Genomic DNA, 19,405 nt, shown 5'->3' with positions numbered 1-19,405 from the left:
GCAACGATTTATTCCATGATGATGTTCCCGATGAGTTTATCGTTTCAGTATCCTCTAACGGATCGAGACGGGTGCAACGGTCTGTCCCGGCTGTCAAGCGTCTTTCCGCTTTGTGTTTCAGTATCCTCTAACGGATCGAGACGGGTGCAACTCTCCCCCGCCGTCATCGCGTCCGCCACCGAGATGAGGTTTCAGTATCCTCTAACGGATCGAGACGGGTGCAACCCGGGGCAAGGCTACTTGCACATCCGGAAGTCAAAGGTTTCAGTATCCTCTAACGGATCGAGACGGGTGCAACCGATCACCGCATCCCAGTTTTCGAGATTTCCGTTGGCGTTTCAGTATCCTCTAACGGATCGAGACGGGTGCAACTCCAGCGCGGTGTAGAAATCGCGCGCATCGCAATCGTTTCAGTATCCTCTAACGGATCGAGACGGGTGCAACTTCCTTTTGCGCGTATTCGGCATGCGCGCCCCGCCACGTTTCAGTATCCTCTAACGGATCGAGACGGGTGCAACAAGGAATTCGGATTCATCCCGGAAGAATTAAAGGCTGTTTCAGTATCCTCTAACGGATCGAGACGGGTGCAACAGTGAGGATGAATGCCGCAGTGACTATTTAGCCAATTCGTTTCAGTATCCTCTAACGGATCGAGACGGGTGCAACAATTGTCAAGCGTAATTTATTGAAACCCATTGGAAAGTTTCAGTATCCTCTAACGGATCGAGACGGGTGCAACCTGTACCGCGCCTGCTGCCTGTACGTAGATGCCTGGTTTCAGTATCCTCTAACGGATCGAGACGGGTGCAACATGAACATTACAATCTCCAAAAGTGAAATCATTGAAGTTTCAGTATCCTCTAACGGATCGAGACGGGTGCAACGTGCTGTGCCGGTCTCTCCCGGCTGTCACGTCCCCCGTTTCAGTATCCTCTAACGGATCGAGACGGGTGCAACTCAAATCGCAGTTTCCAGACGCAGCAATAACCATGTGTTTCAGTATCCTCTAACGGATCGAGACGGGTGCAACTATTGCCCAACAGCCGTTGATCAGCAAGTATTTCAGTTTCAGTATCCTCTAACGGATCGAGACGGGTGCAACAATCGCCGTGCGCCGCAAGTCCAGGTTGTGCATCTGGTTTCAGTATCCTCTAACGGATCGAGACGGGTGCAACGAGTGGCCAAACAGCGCAAAGGAAGCCCGCGACCGCTGTTTCAGTATCCTCTAACGGATCGAGACGGGTGCAACGGATTACAGGCAATCCCCGCCCCGAAAGAAAAGAAGTTTCAGTATCCTCTAACGGATCGAGACGGGTGCAACGGATGAAAACCAGACTTGGAGTTCATACTCAGTATTGTTTCAGTATCCTCTAACGGATCGAGACGGGTGCAACTTGGTGTGAAAATTCATTCCATTGGCTCGTCATAATGTTTCAGTATCCTCTAACGGATCGAGACGGGTGCAACGGACGATTCGCAGGATTGAACGCTGGATGCCACGCCGTTTCAGTATCCTCTAACGGATCGAGACGGGTGCAACATTCCTATCATGCTTGAAGAAGCAATGTTTTTGATTGTTTCAGTATCCTCTAACGGATCGAGACGGGTGCAACGGATATCGTTTACAAACGTGCTGGGCAATTCTTTGCTGTTTCAGTATCCTCTAACGGATCGAGACGGGTGCAACGTCTGGAATTCAGTAAACCAAGAAAGCCGCGACGAAGTTTCAGTATCCTCTAACGGATCGAGACGGGTGCAACCCGCGGGGTTGTCGCCATTGCTCCAGACGACCCGGAGTTTCAGTATCCTCTAACGGATCGAGACGGGTGCAACTTGCCACAGTTGACAATCCTTATCACCATGACCTGTACGTTTCAGTATCCTCTAACGGATCGAGACGGGTGCAACGAAGTGACCGTGAGCGCTGTTGCGAAATCGATGGGGTTTCAGTATCCTCTAACGGATCGAGACGGGTGCAACCGACCCTGTACAGGGTGTGACTGCCCTGCGCAGGGTGTTTCAGTATCCTCTAACGGATCGAGACGGGTGCAACGGGTTGAAAATTACCAGGATGCTTTCAAGGTTGCAAGTTTCAGTATCCTCTAACGGATCGAGACGGGTGCAACATTTAATCCCTGTCTCTCCACTCTCTGAGATTGAGGTTTCAGTATCCTCTAACGGATCGAGACGGGTGCAACTGGACGTGTTTTGGCTGATTTGCATGAGGTTTCGCACGTTTCAGTATCCTCTAACGGATCGAGACGGGTGCAACTGACGTCATCATAAGCGGCGAGTGGCACGTTGCGCTGTTTCAGTATCCTCTAACGGATCGAGACGGGTGCAACCTGTGAGCGGATAGCAATACTGCACCGCTACCAGCGAATGTTTCAGTATCCTCTAACGGATCGAGACGGGTGCAACTGCGCACTTATTCTTGAACGATTTTATTCTTCAACGTTTCAGTATCCTCTAACGGATCGAGACGGGTGCAACACCACGTTTACAGCCCTGCTACCCGCCCTTACCGCAAGTTTCAGTATCCTCTAACGGATCGAGACGGGTGCAACCTGATCTTCGTGGACATGGCTTACTCCTTTTTCTCTGTTTCAGTATCCTCTAACGGATCGAGACGGGTGCAACTTTCGCGTTGTCTATTACTGTCCCAATTGTACGGTGTTTCAGTATCCTCTAACGGATCGAGACGGGTGCAACCGCGTCTTTGTTCAGCGAATACATCCGTTATCACTTGTTTCAGTATCCTCTAACGGATCGAGACGGGTGCAACGACCCGTCAAAATCTGTACCACCTGTACAACCTGTAGTTTCAGTATCCTCTAACGGATCGAGACGGGTGCAACATAAATTACTGCCATAAATTTCTCCTTCCACTTTTTGTTTCAGTATCCTCTAACGGATCGAGACGGGTGCAACGATAAACGGCAGATATGATTTATCTGCCGCACGCAGTGGTTTCAGTATCCTCTAACGGATCGAGACGGGTGCAACCAGTTCCAGCGGTTTCAGGTTTCAGTATCCTCTAACGGATCGAGACGGGTGCAACAAAACGCGGAAGGACAAAAGCAATCGCAAAAAAGTATGTTTCAGTATCCTCTAACGGATCGAGACGGGTGCAACATTTAAGGTCAAAATCGTAACGCTCTACACATAAACGGTTTCAGTATCCTCTAACGGATCGAGACGGGTGCAACTCTGTAGATGATTATGTCATCGCTCCAAAGCCGTCAGGTTTCAGTATCCTCTAACGGATCGAGACGGGTGCAACAGTCCTGGCGCAATTGCCCAGCGCCGGATTATTTTTTTGTTTCAGTATCCTCTAACGGATCGAGACGGGTGCAACCTGTATAAAGGCATGTTCTTCCTCTCGGCAACTTGCGGTTTCAGTATCCTCTAACGGATCGAGACGGGTGCAACAGAAGTCTATGGCGATTTTTCTTCGAGTTTTTTGTTGTTTCAGTATCCTCTAACGGATCGAGACGGGTGCAACTTTGTACTGGACGAACACCGCAATGGTCAAGGTGAGGTTTCAGTATCCTCTAACGGATCGAGACGGGTGCAACTAATCTCCAGCGACTTGCGTTGTCCTGCAATCGCGAAAGTTTCAGTATCCTCTAACGGATCGAGACGGGTGCAACTTTGTGCATGGGACACACTGGCTGAGACTTTCGCTAGGTTTCAGTATCCTCTAACGGATCGAGACGGGTGCAACGCAGATACAAGGACTGACGCAGGCTGCCGACCTTGGAGTTTCAGTATCCTCTAACGGATCGAGACGGGTGCAACCTTGGGTGTTAAGCGATAAGAAGGCTCGGGATAGTGTTTCAGTATCCTCTAACGGATCGAGACGGGTGCAACAGACAAAAAGAATTGCTCACAAAAAACAAAAACTAGTGTTTCAGTATCCTCTAACGGATCGAGACGGGTGCAACGGAGCGCTACCGGACAGCACGCCTGTCGTTCTGGAGTTTCAGTATCCTCTAACGGATCGAGACGGGTGCAACTTGAGCGTGCAAACCTTAACGCCATCCAAAAGGACGTTTCAGTATCCTCTAACGGATCGAGACGGGTGCAACAGACTCTAATCCTCTACGTCTACGCAAACGTAAGAGGTTTCAGTATCCTCTAACGGATCGAGACGGGTGCAACGGCTATCGTAATTGCGGACGGTCTCGGACGCAAAGCGTTTCAGTATCCTCTAACGGATCGAGACGGGTGCAACCGTCATAGAGCCACCCCAGTACCTTGCGTAATTCGTGTTTCAGTATCCTCTAACGGATCGAGACGGGTGCAACGCCAGCCTCTCGAAGAGTCCGCCAGCCTAGAAGCAGTTTCAGTATCCTCTAACGGATCGAGACGGGTGCAACGCAATTGCTATTATAGAACAAAAGTTATTCTGTGTCGTTTCAGTATCCTCTAACGGATCGAGACGGGTGCAACTTATGTAGACTCAGTATCTTATTTTTCGCGCTGTTGTTTCAGTATCCTCTAACGGATCGAGACGGGTGCAACATTTTGCGGAAACATGCCAGCCGGCAGTACACCGGCGTTTCAGTATCCTCTAACGGATCGAGACGGGTGCAACTTACCAGTTTCAAGTTTCAAGAATTTTGTTACCACGTTTCAGTATCCTCTAACGGATCGAGACGGGTGCAACTTTCTCAAGATTGTTGTATACTCTAATTGCGTATGCGTTTCAGTATCCTCTAACGGATCGAGACGGGTGCAACGCATTAGCCTCTAATCCACTACGTTTGCGTAGACGTAGGTTTCAGTATCCTCTAACGGATCGAGACGGGTGCAACCCGGCCGCAAAGCCGGACGCAAAGCCGGCCGTAAGGCAGGTTTCAGTATCCTCTAACGGATCGAGACGGGTGCAACGCTGCGGAAGCGGGTAAAGAATTCTGGCAAAAAGCGTTTCAGTATCCTCTAACGGATCGAGACGGGTGCAACTGGCAAAAAGCCGGCGGCTATCGTAATTGAGCCTGCGTTTCAGTATCCTCTAACGGATCGAGACGGGTGCAACATTCTGGCAAAAAATCAGCGATCGTAATTGTGTCTGAGTTTCAGTATCCTCTAACGGATCGAGACGGGTGCAACGCGGTGCTGAGCCGGTTATCCGCTACGCCGCGATTTTGTTTCAGTATCCTCTAACGGATCGAGACGGGTGCAACCGATTTGAGCGCGTTGCGCTCAATCGTGGCTCAGTCGTTTCAGTATCCTCTAACGGATCGAGACGGGTGCAACAGTCAGCATACGCAGACGAAAAGAATTGCTCACAAAAGTTTCAGTATCCTCTAACGGATCGAGACGGGTGCAACGGGCAAAGAATTCTGGCAAAAAATCAATCGTAATTGGTTTCAGTATCCTCTAACGGATCGAGACGGGTGCAACCCGGGGCATTGTCAGATGCCACGGCTATTGTTCTGGAGTTTCAGTATCCTCTAACGGATCGAGACGGGTGCAACTACAATCGTGCATTAGCCTCCAACCCGTTGCGCAAAGTTTCAGTATCCTCTAACGGATCGAGACGGGTGCAACGTATTTTTTCAAGAAAAATAGCAAGAATTTTGTTACTGTTTCAGTATCCTCTAACGGATCGAGACGGGTGCAACATGAAAAAAGAAAATGCTGTGAGATGCGACATCTGGTTTCAGTATCCTCTAACGGATCGAGACGGGTGCAACTCCCCATTCTACGCAAAGTCCGCCAGCCCAAGAGTAGTTTCAGTATCCTCTAACGGATCGAGACGGGTGCAACTATTCAATTTTTAGAATTGTCTAAATTCCAATGAAAGGTTTCAGTATCCTCTAACGGATCGAGACGGGTGCAACTGCCAGGTTCGCCGGATGAGGTTAGCCCTTACTTGTGTTTCAGTATCCTCTAACGGATCGAGACGGGTGCAACCCTAAGTGCGTTACGTTCCATTGTTCAGCAATCCGTGTTTCAGTATCCTCTAACGGATCGAGACGGGTGCAACAGACCGGCCGCAAGCCCCGGGGTAAGGCTGGCAAGGCGTTTCAGTATCCTCTAACGGATCGAGACGGGTGCAACTCGTGTGAATGGTCGCTACGACCTGAGCGCGTTGCGTGGTTTCAGTATCCTCTAACGGATCGAGACGGGTGCAACCTATAACCGCGCCTTAAACTCTAACCCGTTACGCAAAGTTTCAGTATCCTCTAACGGATCGAGACGGGTGCAACAATTTTTTGTCATTTTTATTCTTTTTTTCATGTCGCTGTTTCAGTATCCTCTAACGGATCGAGACGGGTGCAACGACTTTTTGTTGCCAGAACCCTTTGCCCGCTTCCGTAAGTTTCAGTATCCTCTAACGGATCGAGACGGGTGCAACGGCTGCGTAAGTAAGTAAGTAAGCAGTCAGCATACGGTTTCAGTATCCTCTAACGGATCGAGACGGGTGCAACAGCGGGCAAAGAGTGGCAACAAAAAGTCGGCGGCTGGTTTCAGTATCCTCTAACGGATCGAGACGGGTGCAACAAACTGGTAACAAAAAATTCTGAAGATTGAAAATTGTTTCAGTATCCTCTAACGGATCGAGACGGGTGCAACCTATAATCGCGCGTTGGAAGCCAACCCGTTACGCAAAGTTTCAGTATCCTCTAACGGATCGAGACGGGTGCAACAGACACGGGTTTTAGAACAATCATATTGCTGCGGAGTGTTTCAGTATCCTCTAACGGATCGAGACGGGTGCAACAAGAGATTGAATGGGCGCTGGAACTCGAAATAGCATTGTTTCAGTATCCTCTAACGGATCGAGACGGGTGCAACTTGCTTTTGCTTCGTCGTTCGTATCCACATAAATTACGTTTCAGTATCCTCTAACGGATCGAGACGGGTGCAACAGAATGGCAGCAAAAAGTCGGCTATCGTAATTGCGGAGTTTCAGTATCCTCTAACGGATCGAGACGGGTGCAACCGGTGCTGAACCGATTGCCAGTTACGCCGCGTTGCTGTTTCAGTATCCTCTAACGGATCGAGACGGGTGCAACCGCATCCCTTTCCTCCATTATACCGTGTCTGTACGGGTCCGCAATCGCTATTGCCGCCATTTCTGCTGTACTTCCCAATTATTGTTATCTCTCTTTTCGCAAATCTCTCTTTGCTTAAAAACATGGGTGATTTGCGAAAAGAACCTTTCTTAAACGACATCATTGCAGAAACGTCTAAACTCACAACCCAAACAGCGCATCCGTTGAGAAGTGGGCTCAGGCATTTTTTCGCTCTCCAGCATTGTTTTCATCCCCTGCAGGGCTTCTTCCACCTTGCGGCGCAGTGCCGGCGTAAACGGCACTTCTATGGCTTTACGCAGAGGAATTTCGTAAAGAAAGCCGCGGCGTGCTGGTCTGCCGCTGGATTCTTCCAGCAGTAAACCGTACGCCATTAATTGTAACTGAACGTGCTCACCACTCTTAAAAGAAAGTTTGAAGTCAACCGGTATGACTTCGCCAGGCGCAGGCTCATCCACCCAGATGACCAGGTCCACCAGTCCCCGCAACCCCCAGCGCGACGAGCGCACCGCCACATTAAACTCGCGTCTCCCATCCACCAGTCGGTATGATTTCAGTGAACGACGCAGTTCCCGCCCTTCTTCGCCTTCTCCGGCTTCTTTACCAGCATCCATCAGGTAGGTGCGCGGACGTACATCGGGCAGACACGCGAGAAAATACAGCAGACGGCGACAGTACACCCACTGTTTCAAATCGGTCACCCGGAAGGGGTATTCGTAAATCTCTTCAAAGGGGTCAAGCATTCTTCACCCCCGGTTGAGCTGGTCAATGACCCGGCGTTTTTTCCAGTCATCGGCGCAGATAGGCACCAGTTGCACATTGCCGGGGCTTTTACCCAGAATGCGCCTGATTTTGGTGAACAGTTCCTGCTGTTTGGCAGGAATCAGCCAACCCACAAAGGCGCTGTACTGGATGCGATCTAACCCGTAATCCAGGCACACATCGGCAATTTTGGCACGCTTGCGGTCATCCACAATATCATATACCAGAATGAGGTTGGGAACCTTTTCCACGCTCATGGTTTTCCTCGCTTACCACGGCAATTGAGAGGGCAAATAAGCATCACGCTCGCCACGCAGGAAAGTTGCCATGTGGCGCGCCTGCATCTGAATAATGGCTCGGATGGGATAGCGCTTGCCTTCAAAAGGAATGGGAGTATCCAGGCGCTCCAGCACCTTTTCGGCAATCATTCGGCGGGTTTCCTGGGTGAGCAGATTCTTTTCATCCTGCTCAAATACTGTGCCGTGATTGGCTAACCCGATGATGGTACGATCCACGACCGTTGGACGAAATTCCTCAATGAAATCAAGAGTCAGGCTGGGCTTCCCCGGGCGGTCTACATGCAGAAAGCCGGCATATGGATCCAGACCGGCAAGCACAATGGCGCGTTCCACCTGCCCGTAAAGAATGCCATACCCGTAGTTCAGGGCGGCGTTCAGGGGGTCCACTGCGCCACGCCCTACCCTGCCGGGGAAAGCGTATTTTTCTGGCACGGTGAGGGCAATGGCTTCCCAGTAGGTGCGGGCGGCCCGTCCCTCAACCGCCATGATCACTTCGCGCAGGTCCTCAATGCTCCAGATGCCCTGCTGAAATTCGTGCGCCTGATGCAGGCGTTCCAGTTCTTCCCGCGCGTTCAGGACCTCGGCAGAGCGGCGGCGCAACTCTTCATACAGTTCAGGGTCATTTTCTTTCCGATATTTGCTCATATAGCGCAGGAAATTGCCCTGATTCTGAATCTTGCCCATTGCCAGTGCCAGCACCAGTGCCAAACCGCGCGGACTGCGGTAGGCTTCCAGTTGCGCCCGGCGGGTGGCAACCGTGCCGGTCAATCCGGCGCTGTACAGACTGGCGTAAGGTTCGCCCAGAGAGTTAAGAAAGAAAATGGGAATGCCGCGTTCGGTACACGCCTGCACGGCATCGGCGCTGATACTGACCCCCAGACTGGCAATCACCACCGATTCAAGGTGCAGAAGGGGCGCCTGCAGGCGCTTTTCCTCTCCCTTGAAGACAATCAGTCGTTCACTGTGTTTGCCGACAAAGGTGCCGTATTCATCGGCGATCAGATGCTGAATAATCGCCACAGACGCCCCCTTCCATCCAAATGTGCACCACCCCGTTGCCTTTTACCGTGTCCTTGCCCACCTGCACCACCTCGCCCCACACCAGCCAGGGGAGCAGTTCGCGCCACACAGCCAGAGGCGCGGCATACCGGGCAGTTCCGACTATGCCGCTCAGCCATGTCTGCGTTTGGGTACGGCTGGAGCCGCTGGCAACCTCTACCCAGCGGGTATTCTGTTCGATCAGGCGCACCTGCAAAGCACAATTCTGGAGACGCTCTACCTCCTGTGCGGGGCGCCGCCCCCCGCCGGCAAACTGGACAGCCAGTTCATCCACCCGTTCGAGCAAACGGGCAAAGAGTACCGCAAAATCGGGGGATTTGACCAGCCGCTCATTCCAGATGAGCCGCAGGGGGGTGAGGAAGTGCAGGAGCAGTTCCAGCACCCCACCGGCAGCATCCCGGGGGAGCAACCGGTCAACGCGAGCAAGCACATCTCGATGAGACTGGACTGAAACATCCGGTCGCAGGACCGTTTCGCCCTCTTCCAGAAGGACATCTTCGCTGCCGTCAAGGCGCTCAGCAAGGATGCGCCGCAGGGCAAAACGCCCCCGTCCGGCACCCATTCCCATGCGTCCGGCTTCAGGCACTGCCAGAACAAAGTAGGGCAGGAAGCGCTGGGCTTCGCCCACGAGGGTCAGGTGAAAGACAAACCGCTCACCCGGAGCGTAAGATGGCACCGGGTCCAGCGGAGGAGTGAGAATGTAACCACGGCGCTCCACACCGGGCTTTTCGTTTGCCGCCACCAGCCAGCAAACCGGGCAGGTTGCCACATGCTGCGGGTCGGGAGGGGCAGATACCCCGCCGGGGAGCGCCGGAACGCTCAGAGGGCAGGTGGCGCGCCGCATGATGTTTACCAGCGCGCCGCGCAGGTTGCTTCCGGCACGATATTCGCCGAAGCGCAGGGGGGTTTCGGCAAGGCATTCAAAACGCAAACGGGTAAAGGTGAGGGGAAAGTCTGCCATTAATCCAGGTCCTCCACAGGTTGTTCTTGGGATTGAACATCCAGGTTCAAGCCCCACTCCCCGTCATACGGCACAGAGACCACATCGGGGAAATCGCGATCGCCCTGATGAAGCAATCCCCGCCCGGCAAGCATGGCGCGCAAGCCCCACGAAAGCGGCACCAGCAGGCTGTCGGCTTCCAGGGCGCGCTCGCTGTCGCGCAGTTCGAGGTACTCATTGTACAGGCTTTCTGGCAACACTTCAGTACTGTCAAACAGATGGTGAAACTGATCCGCCAGCGCGGGGTTGGAACGGAACGGCTGAAGCGCCTGCAAGAAACTGCGCTCGAAATCCACCCGGGCGCGTTCGAAGGTCTGCCGCCATGCCGTCAACACCTCACCGGTATAGACTTCATCCAGCCAGCGCGGCAGGCGCTCTTCATCTAAAAGCAGGCTATCGCAATGCGCGACACGCAGAACCTCATCAAGCACCTCAAGGGTGCGGGTGACCTGTTCCACCGGACGGTACACACGCCGGAAGACATCATCCATGCCGCGGAAGACGATCACCGGGGCAGGTTCGCGCTGTCCCAGACGGTTCACGCGCCCGATGCGCTGAAGCAGGGCTTCCAGCGGGGCGGGGTCACTCAGGAGCATATCCAGGTCAAGGTTCAGGCTCACCTCAACCACCTGAGTGGCAACCAGCACCAGCGGGCGGCGTTCTGCCGGGTTCAGCCCCGCCACTGCCAGCATTTCGCGTTCCTTGCGGGCGCGGTCACGCCCGTTAAAACGACCATGCAGAAGAAAGGCGGGAATCTGCGGAGGGAGATGGTCGCGCATCCACTGGTAAATGACCTGGGCACGACGCACGGTATTGGCGACGATCAAGATGCGCCTGCCCTGAAGCGCCTCATTAAGGGCTTTGTGCAGGTTATGCTCATCCAACAGATTGCCATCGGCAAGAGAAAGACGGTGGCGGCGCAGGCTGGCGCGCAGCCGCCGGGAGGCCTGGATGGCAACCACCTCTCCAAAGGTATCCTGAATCACGGCACGCACCGGGGCAGGCAGGGTAGCCGACATCACCAGAAACCGCGCCCCGTACGAGCGCGCCAGAAGCCCCGATGTGGCGGTAATCATTGCCAGACGGTTGGGCTCATAGGCGTGAATTTCATCGAACACGAACGCCGCCTCTGAAAAATCGCTCCACAGGGCTTCGTGCCCTTTGAGTTGAAAGGCGGCTTTCAACAACTGATAGGGGCTGAACACACGCACCGGGTAATATGCCAGCCCGGAACGATTGTGCAGTAAACGGGCTGTCTTCGCCGCTTCTTCGGGGCTGTAGGCTTGCTCCATCAGGCGCTGGAACTGCGCCATGGTACTGCGCCCGTGGAGAAGCCCCACCTGTCCGGGGAAAATGCGGTTGAGACGGTCGTACATGGCATTCATGCTTGCCTGGTACGGCAGGGTGTAAAACAGGCGCGGCAGGCGTTGATGAACCGCCCAGAGCAAAGCGGCTTCGGTTTTGCCCGTGCCGGTAGGCGCCAGCAGCAGAGCATGCCCGGAAGTACGCGCAGCAATGCGCTGATGAGCATACAAACCGCGGGAAGGTAGAGCCAGCGCCTCCAGAACTGCTTCGGGAGCCAGGCGCGCTTCCGGTAAAGATCCCCATCCTGCCGAAGCCAGATGGTCGGACTGCAGGACAAATCCGCGCAGAAAAATGCCCGGGCGCAGGTCTTCTACAGGGGGCGGGTCATCCTCCCACCGGCGCAGGAAGGATTCCAGACGATGCAGATGACGGCGCACCGCCTGCGGGGTAAGCAGAGAAAGAGCCTGTTCCAGCGGAGGCAGGGCAGGGCAGGTCACCCCCAGAGGGCGCATTTCCAGGGCATCGATCCAATCCTCACCGCAGGTTTCCACCCAGCGGTAGAGAGCGGTGGCATCCTCCGGCGACACCTCCGCCAGCATAAGGTTCAGAGGGTCATAATCGGGTTCCTCCTGTTCTTCGAGGTAGCCCTCAATTTCGTCAAAATCCTTGTGGTGAGTGGCAATTGCCGCCGCCAGAAAGGCAACTTCCTCCCCGGAAAGCCCCGAAGAAACCCAGTCTACAAACGCCAGCGAGAGCACTTCGTGACGAAACTGCCAGCGGCGTTCCTTTCCACGTAGAAGACGTTGAAAACCCTGGGCGGCTTTGCCCCAGTCGTGCAGGAAAACCGCCCAGAAAAGCAAATGCCACAGGCGCGGCTGTCCGCTGAGATCAGAGAGACCGGGGCGCTGATGCGCCAGATCGCTCAGACGCATCAGCGCCTCCCAGGTATGGTGTACCAGGCTCTGCCCCTGTCGTTGCGAGGGAGCAGGGCTCTTTGCCCACAGGTGGGCTAAACCGTCAGGAACGCAGGGCTTTTCCGTCTTCATACCCATGAAAGCCACACCACACCGGCACGCTCTTCGCCTGCCACCGGTTCGGTGGGGTCTGCCCACCATGGTTCCAGTTCCGGCTGACCGGTATAGCGGGTGAACTCGCGCGTACGCACCCGGCGGTGCAGAATGACATACCGTTCAAAAGCAGGGTAACGGCGGTTCCGGTAATCCAGATACCGGGGCATCAGCACAGCCTGCCCGGCAGCCGTGTAGGCGGCAAAGGAATAGGGCAGCAGGGCATGCTCCAGCACCACGTGATCGGCAGGCTCAAGGTCCACCACCTCCACCCTGCGGTAGGTGAAGAGGTCCTGCGAACGCCCCAGGCACACGGCATAACGCGGGTGACGAAACGCCTCCAGCCATTCGGGGCGGTTCAGGTACAGCGTCAGGCGCGGGAAGTAGAGAATTTCGCGGTGGAAGGGGTTGGGGTTACCCTCCAGCGCCTTGGGGAACGATTTGTCGCCCGGCATTTTGCCACTGGCAGGGGTAAGCAGGTAGGTGGTCTCGATATCTGCCTGTTTGCGGCGGAATTCGAAACGCACGGCAAAGCGCACCCCCTGCGGATCAAACCACTCCCCCAGGGCGCTGGCAACATGCCCGTACAGGGTGGCAGGTGGGGGCATTTCAAACGTAGGCTGGACACCCATCATGAAATGGGGGTAACGGAAGGATGCGGTGAGCCCTTCGGCGACAATTTTCAGCGCGCGCATAGGCACCCCTCCCGTTTATTGCATCCAGTCCGGGTGCGCCTCCAGCTCCTGAGCCAGCCGCACGCAGGCTTCGCGCGGATGGATGAGGTGGATCCGGGCGTTCCAGTCGCCCAGCATGCCCGCTTCGCCGAGGGCTTCTTCCAGTTTCTCGCGTTCGGCATCCAGATAGCCGCGCACCCAGCCAATGTAAACATCCGAAAGCAGGTCCTCGCGGTTGACATCCAGCGCCTCGCGCAGGGCAGGCAGGTTCAGCACCGGGCGTTCCCCCTGCGTGCCGATAATATGCCCGAAAATATGGTTGCCGCCGCGGGTGACCGCCAGAACGATCAGATCCGGGCTGACATCGGTGTAGTGCAGGGCTTGCTTGGCGCCGCCGTTCAGTTCTGCCAGTCCCTCCAGCAGGGCGCGCACGCGCTGAAGCCGTTCCTTCAACGGCAGACGGTAGGCTTTGTGCTTCTCCAGATGCTCCAGTTTCTTTTCCTCCGCCAGTTTGCGGCGTTCCTCATCCAGATTAAGGTAGCCGGTGCGCTCGGCGTAGGTAAAGGTACCGGCGGCATGCAGGTCGAGGGAGAACAGCCCCTGCAGGGTGGCGCGGTAGAACTGGTGACCGTGCGGGACAGGATCGCCATTGTGGCGCGACATGGTGCCAAAATCTTCCACCAGACGCACCGGCGCCACCGAAACCAGAGTGCTGACACGGAAGGGCGAAACGCGGGTCACTGTTTCGGCAGTGGGGGTAGCCTGAGCCACCAGACCGCTGGCTTCGCGGGCGTTAACGGCTTCGGTCTTTTTGGAGGGGGCACGCATATAGCCGAACAGATCATCATCCCAGTAGAGGATGGGGTTGGCGTCGGTATAAGCAATTTTGGCTTCGCGGAAGACCGGCGCGGCTTTCCAGCCCCAGTTGCCCTGTTCCAGGGTGGTGCGCAGCCAGTAACGGAAGGCTTGCGCAGAGACGTAGGGGTAGTTGCCCTCACGGGTAGGGATGTGCTTCACCCCGACCACGTTTTCGGTCATGCTCCCGGGGATGTTGCCCAGGTTGTTCAACGCAGACGCAGGCGCGTCAATCAGCAGTAAACCGGTGACAAATGACATAGGATCCTCCTTCTGGTGTTGAATTTACGAGTTTTCTTCTTCGGGGGCGGTTTCGGGCAGTTCTTCGGCATGCGCCTGGAGCCAGCCCTTCTGATACAACTGTTCGAGCAGGCGAATGAGCACCAGATCGCGCCCAAGGCGCCAGTCGGCAAAGGGGACGCCTTCGGACTGCTCGAAAACGGCAAGGAATTGATCGAGGGTGATGAGGGGTTTGCGTCCGGCGCGCACCTCGGCGGCAGAAGCGCGGATAAGCACCGCACGCAGTTCGCCGTAATTGCGAGCCATCCAGAAAGCATTGAACACCCCTCGATCGTTTCGATCGAGGATGTACTGAGCAAGAGCGTCGCCCAGTTCACGAATAGATTGAACACGGGAATCTTCCATAAGCATCACCTTTCTGAGAAAGAGTTCGGTCAACCGCCATGAAATTAAGTTCGCTTCGCGGCGGGTATCGTACGTTAACGTGGGGTCCTGTTTATCCACGGCGCCCATCTGGCGCGAGGGTTTCCGCAGGAAATACAGGCGGATGAAGCGCGCCGCACCCTCGGGCAGGGAGAAGAGATCTTCGTAGAGGCGGTTGTAACGCGGGATATCGCCTTCTTTGCGGGTCAACTGCCAGCCGCGGGCGGTGAGGGCTTCCCAGTCTGACTGGAACACGGGATTTTTCATCACCACTTTCAGGAAACTGCCCACTTCCAGCGGGAGGGGGTAAATATCCAGTTCGGCTCCCTGCCCGCTGTTGGTGAAGTAGTAGCCGGTCAGGGTAGCCGGCACATCGCCGTTGCTCTCAAGGCGGGCAAGTTCGTGCTCAGCCTTGAGGAGATGCTCAATCAAAACGGTGCGGGCGCGATGGGGGGCAGTATCGGGCAGTTTCTTCTCGCCTGCGGCGCGCGCCACGTTAACGCCCTGTTGGTTCGTTTTCAGGAACGTCTTGGCAAAGTAGAGCAACAGGTCGGGGTCGTCGCTGTGCACTGCCAGCAGTTTCCCGCTGACTTTGGCGCACCCCATGGGGAGCATTTGAAACGCCAGCAAACTGACTCCGGAAAGCGGGATGCCCGCTTCGCCGTAGGGATGAAAGTTAATCACATCCACGCCGGTGAGCAAAGGCACATGCTGGCGGTAGGTGCGTCCGGGCGGCAAATCGCCATCGGGGTTGAGCGGCACCCCGGTCGCCGGTAAGCCGGTCAGCGGGTCGCGCTCTGTTCCGGGAGGCGCGGTAAAAGCCCCGGCGACAATTTCGGCGTACCGGCGGCGCTTTTCAGGCTGTTTCTCAAAGGCAGGGTTGGTAAACCCGGAGTTAGGAAACGCCACATTCAGGAACGATTTGAGCGGGTCCACGATGTAATTTTCGCGGATGTACTCCGCCGCAAGGCGCAGGTCTTCCTCCGTCAGTTGGGCAGGGCGTTTTCTGCCGGCAAACGCCGTCAGGGTTGCCAGCCCCACATCCAGCAGGGGATGACCGGTGTAATCGGGGGGAGAAAAGGACATCTCAGACATAGATTTCCTCCATGTAAAGAGGGGATCACGCCCGCCTGCGGCGGGCAGAATCCCGCTGGCTCTGCAGGTTGAGCACTTCAGCCACCTCAAAGCGCGGCGGGATGGCGCCGTTGAGCGGGCGCAGGCGCAGGCATGCGGGAAAGTATCCCATCCGCCCGTGCAGTTCGGCAATGAGCAGGACAGCGCTGAAATTGAGCGCGGGCGGATTAATGAGGATAGGGGTGTTCTGCCATTCCTCCATGCTCAGCCCGGCCTGGTCCACCATTGCCGCCACCTGCGGGGCAAGCGGCTGGTCGGGTTCAATCTGGCTGTGCACCTCCACAACGCGCTCCACAGGTTCACCGAGCAGGGTTTCCAGTTGTTTCATCTGGTCGGCAGAGAGAGGATGAGAGAAGTTGACCAGAATCATGCATTCCTCCTATCCACGAACAGGGAGTGTGGCAGAGACATTCTGGAACAGGGTGTATCGATCCCGCTGGCTGAGCGGTCTGCCGGGCCGGTAATCGCGCAGTTCGACGACAGTCACCTGCAGAGCATTCGCCAGCGCTTTGTAACGGTCTTCCATGGAGGCCTGTGTGACCATAAAGCGCGCGGCATAGGTTCCCAGATACTCCCGGGCGGCGATGGTGGTGAGTTGATCTACAGCATGCTTGCCACTGCCCTCGCCACCGGTTTTAATTTCAAACACCCCCACATGGTTGCCACAGCGCACCAGAAGATCAATTTCTGCCTGATTTTTCACCCCAGCAGGCACAACCCGCTGTTTGATCTCATCCACATGGGGCTTCAGAGCCTGAGCAATGGCATCTTCCAACCGTTCGCCAGAGGCGCCCGAAGGCGGCTTTTCCTGATAATCATCCAGATAGGCTTTGAGGTAATCATCCAGCGTAATCAGTGCGGGCAGTTCACAGGGATAGCCCTCATCCAGTTGCAATTCACCCCGCCCGTTAAAGGAATACCGATACAGCATGCTCTTTTGATCACGCCCGCGGGGACCTTCGGTCTGGTAATACACCACCGGATAGCGGCGCTGGCGCGCCAGTTCAAACGCTGCCAGCGCCATCGGTTTGGTGCCGCCAGTCAGGTTAACCACCACTTCTTCCTCCGGCTCACCCACCTCGCGGAGCAAACTCTCCAGAATACGGGGAATCTGGTACCCCTCATCGATCAAGAACAGGCGGGCGTGATCCGTGAGTGCAGCCAGACGCACAGCGCTCTTCCGGGAGGCATCCAGAGAGGTGTGGACAATCCAGGCCTGCGCCGGTTTCAGATAGCGCACCGGAATCAGATTGGGAATGGGTTGTTCGCCGGAAAGACAGAGCAGGATCATCGGATACCTCATTTGAAATAGCCATAACCTGCGCTGGTCTTGGCGCCTGCGCCAAGATCGCGCAAACCGTTTTTCAGCCAGGCGCTGGCTTGCTCCAGCAATTCGGGGTGCGAAGCGCCGCGCCGCCATGCCACAGCAAAAGCAAATTCTTTGTCCTTTGGAACGGCGAGGAAGGTGATGGGGTTCGGGTTGTGCCAGTCGCCAGGAGGTTCTTTTCCCTGATAGTAAGGGGCGTAGTGCGGGTTCATGATGTCAATATCCAGCGGAAAAGCCGAAGTAGGGATGGCATCCAAGAACACCGCGCCGCCCGCCTGCTCCAGCGTGCCAAACACCCAACGGAAAATTTTCGCCCGTTCCCAAGCCTCATCCGAGGGCTTGTAAGCCTCAAAGGCTTTCTGGAATTCGCCCTCTTCTTTTTCCATGGTCCTGTCAAGGTCAAACAACTTGCCCTCGCCAATTTCAAGGAGCGACGCCAGTTCGAACAGCGCCCAGGTACGGGCAATGCCCTTGACGCTGCTGGCTGGCAGATAAGGAAAGCCGTAGCGGTGAAAGCCAAAGCCAATTTCCAGGGCGGTTTTACGCCCCAGCCCGGGGATGAATCGCCAGTCGGTTTTGAGGGTAAAGGTTTGGGCTTTACAGGCTTCCACTAACGCCCGCCAGCGTGCATAAGCCGCCCGGAGCGCATCTGAATCCGGGGCAGTTTTTGCAAGATCCAGGGCTTGCTGACGCCGGTTTTCTTTATCCCTATTCATAAAAGGGATATAACGCTCAAAAACCAGCCCCGGGTTGCTCACCCGGCTGCCCTTAAACACCGCCACCGTCTCTTTCGGCAGGGGGTATTCCGGTTCCTGAGAGCGATTGCCGCCCCCACCCTGCCCGGCGGGGCGATTCGGGGGACTACCATATCTTTGAGGAGCATTCGGGCTCATCAATCACCCCTCCTTCAATTCAGCCTCAGCAAAACGCTTGTACCAGTTGAGGTACGCCAGGGCTTCGGCTGTCGCCTGGCGGTACTGCAGGCTGGTGGCTTCGGTAGCAATCCACTCCAGCAGGTCACGGTCATCCTTCAAGGACAACTGCTTTTTCAACCAGCCCGAAAGGGCGTGGTACAGAGCCAGATGGTGTTCTTCTTTTCTGGCTTTCCAGAATGCCAGCGTCTGCCCCAGGCCATTACTCTGAATGCTGGCAGGAGCGCTGCGGGCAAGGGATTTCAATTCCTTATCCTTCTTCCCTTTTTCGTTCTTCACCGCCGCATACGCATGAGCGGCGCGTTCCTGCTCCAGTGAACGTTGTCTGGATACTGTTTCGGTCATGGCACTACCCTCCATACACTTTCACCGCTACCCAACCCTGACCGGTGGTTTCATCTCCACCTAACTGGATATGTCCGTCCTGTAAGAAATTGAACTGTTTCAGGACATCATGCGCTGTTAGACTGTCTTTGCCGTTGCGCACATCCATTGCCATCAGCGGGGCGTAGAGCAGGCTGTCGGCAGGCAGACTTTCTGCCGTCCACAGTGCGCCTTCTTTAACGGTCTTCTTATCGGGGTCAATGCGCACATGCGTCTGCACCTCGGTGCCATAGAGGCAGAAATCGCGGAAGGCATCCTCTGGCAAAATGCACAGACGTCCGGGCAAAGTCTCACGCCAGTAACGGAAAGCCTCCCCCTGAGGCAGAGCGTTGGCGGCAAGCCACCGGGCAATGGCGTCCACTTCGCCCTTGGGCTGGGCACTGAAACTGAACTCTTCCAGAACCACCTTGCCCTGTGCCACCACCTGCGATTTGCTGCCCACCCACGCGGAGTCGGCACCGGGTTCACCCTGAGGTAACGTCCACGGGAGGGGTTGTCCGACCAGGTCTGCTGCGCGGCGGAAAGATTCCAGGACATGCAAACTGGTCACCCAGGCAAACACGCCTGCCAGTGAGCGCACTGGAAAGAGCAAAATGCGGGCATCGCCGGTAGAAACGGCACCCGCCCAGTTTTCTCCGCTACTTCCGGCTTTGCCAAAAACGGCTTCCACCTCATGGGAATCATCCTTGAGATTGTATTGATGACGGTACTCCGCCCGCAAAGCGCCTTTGAGGCTGGAAGCCTGCACCATGGGATACTGCGTCACCCGTTCACGCTGGATGGGCAAATCCACATTGGCGCTGGCACGCCCGGCGCCCACATGCAGGGGCGTTTCGACGTAGAAGAAGAGCAAATGTCTGGCTTTAAACATGGTCTTTTCCTCCCAAAAATCAAATGA

The 19,405-nt window shown here is 55.6% G+C and carries 13 protein-coding genes and 2 CRISPR repeat arrays (1 of these 15 running past the window's edge); all 13 genes read right to left on the bottom strand.

The annotated features are described in order from the left end of the window. A CRISPR array of direct repeats spans positions 1-3,006; the repeat unit is 37 nt; unit sequence GTTTCAGTATCCTCTAACGGATCGAGACGGGTGCAAC; it reaches 2,990 nt to the left of the window's first position. Between the two features lie 92 nt (positions 3,007-3,098). Further along, a CRISPR array of direct repeats spans positions 3,099-7,028; the repeat unit is 37 nt; unit sequence GTTTCAGTATCCTCTAACGGATCGAGACGGGTGCAAC. Between the two features lie 149 nt (positions 7,029-7,177). Genes cas4 through cmr4 form a run of 13 tightly spaced genes read right to left on the bottom strand, consistent with a single transcriptional unit; the run spans position 7,178 to position 19,378 of the window. After that, complete coding sequence (gene cas4, locus LHF31_RS03365; RefSeq protein ID WP_298009563.1) at positions 7,178-7,789, bottom strand: CRISPR-associated protein Cas4; 612 nt, start codon at positions 7,787-7,789, stop codon at positions 7,178-7,180. Between the two features lie 3 nt (positions 7,790-7,792). Beyond that, a complete protein-coding gene (cas2, locus tag LHF31_RS03360; protein WP_298009566.1) occupies positions 7,793-8,065 on the bottom strand; it encodes a CRISPR-associated endonuclease Cas2 in 273 nt (90 codons plus the stop codon). 12 nt (positions 8,066-8,077) lie between these two features. Then, positions 8,078-9,127, bottom strand: a complete 1,050-nt coding sequence (cas1, locus tag LHF31_RS03355; RefSeq protein WP_298009569.1) for a CRISPR-associated endonuclease Cas1 — start codon at positions 9,125-9,127, stop codon at positions 8,078-8,080. Beyond that, positions 9,096-10,127 (bottom strand): CRISPR system precrRNA processing endoribonuclease RAMP protein Cas6, encoded by a 1,032-nt coding sequence (gene cas6 / locus LHF31_RS03350; RefSeq protein ID WP_298009571.1) that lies wholly within the window; start codon positions 10,125-10,127, stop codon positions 9,096-9,098. Before cas6 ends, cas1 begins: the two co-directional genes overlap by 32 nt. Continuing rightward, positions 10,127-12,517, bottom strand: a complete 2,391-nt coding sequence (cas3, locus tag LHF31_RS03345; protein ID WP_298009574.1) for a CRISPR-associated helicase Cas3' — start codon at positions 12,515-12,517, stop codon at positions 10,127-10,129. Before cas3 ends, cas6 begins: the two co-directional genes overlap by 1 nt. Then, a complete protein-coding gene (gene cas5 / locus LHF31_RS03340; RefSeq protein WP_298009576.1) occupies positions 12,514-13,233 on the bottom strand; it encodes a CRISPR-associated protein Cas5 in 720 nt (239 codons plus the stop codon). The genes cas3 and cas5 overlap by 4 nt, the downstream gene beginning before the upstream one ends. 15 nt (positions 13,234-13,248) lie before the next feature. Beyond that, entirely contained in the window at positions 13,249-14,328 is a 1,080-nt protein-coding gene (cas7i, locus tag LHF31_RS03335; RefSeq protein WP_298009579.1) for a type I-B CRISPR-associated protein Cas7/Cst2/DevR, read from the bottom strand. 24 nt (positions 14,329-14,352) lie between these two features. Further along, the gene (cas8a1, locus tag LHF31_RS03330; RefSeq protein ID WP_303773554.1) at positions 14,353-15,825 is read right to left on the bottom strand and encodes a type I-B CRISPR-associated protein Cas8b1/Cst1; all 1,473 of its coding nucleotides are present in this window, start codon (positions 15,823-15,825) and stop codon (positions 14,353-14,355) included. Between the two features lie 25 nt (positions 15,826-15,850). Continuing rightward, positions 15,851-16,234 carry a CRISPR-associated protein Csx15 gene (gene csx15, locus LHF31_RS03325; protein ID WP_303773552.1) on the bottom strand — a complete coding sequence of 128 codons (384 nt, stop codon included), beginning with the start codon at positions 16,232-16,234 and terminating at the stop codon, positions 15,851-15,853. A gap of 9 nt (positions 16,235-16,243) precedes the next feature. Further along, positions 16,244-17,155, bottom strand: coding sequence for a DUF1887 family CARF protein (locus LHF31_RS03320; protein WP_303773550.1), 912 nt, complete (start codon positions 17,153-17,155; stop codon positions 16,244-16,246). 8 nt (positions 17,156-17,163) lie between these two features. Next, complete coding sequence (gene cmr6, locus LHF31_RS03315) at positions 17,164-18,084, bottom strand: type III-B CRISPR module RAMP protein Cmr6 (protein ID WP_303773549.1); 921 nt, start codon at positions 18,082-18,084, stop codon at positions 17,164-17,166. A gap of 3 nt (positions 18,085-18,087) precedes the next feature. Further along, positions 18,088-18,468, bottom strand: a complete 381-nt coding sequence (gene cmr5 / locus LHF31_RS03310; protein WP_298009596.1) for a type III-B CRISPR module-associated protein Cmr5 — start codon at positions 18,466-18,468, stop codon at positions 18,088-18,090. Positions 18,469-18,472: 4 nt separating this feature from the next. Further along, positions 18,473-19,378 carry a type III-B CRISPR module RAMP protein Cmr4 gene (cmr4, locus tag LHF31_RS03305; protein ID WP_298009598.1) on the bottom strand — a complete coding sequence of 302 codons (906 nt, stop codon included), beginning with the start codon at positions 19,376-19,378 and terminating at the stop codon, positions 18,473-18,475. Positions 19,379-19,405: the final 27 nt, after the last annotated feature.

The organism is Anaerolinea thermophila (assembly GCF_020723905.1).
In the GTDB taxonomy this organism is placed as follows: Bacteria; Chloroflexota; Anaerolineae; order Anaerolineales; family Anaerolineaceae; genus Anaerolinea; species Anaerolinea thermophila_A.
The sequence above is the reverse complement of the archived record's forward strand: the minus strand, read 5'-3'. Positions and strand labels throughout refer to the sequence as shown.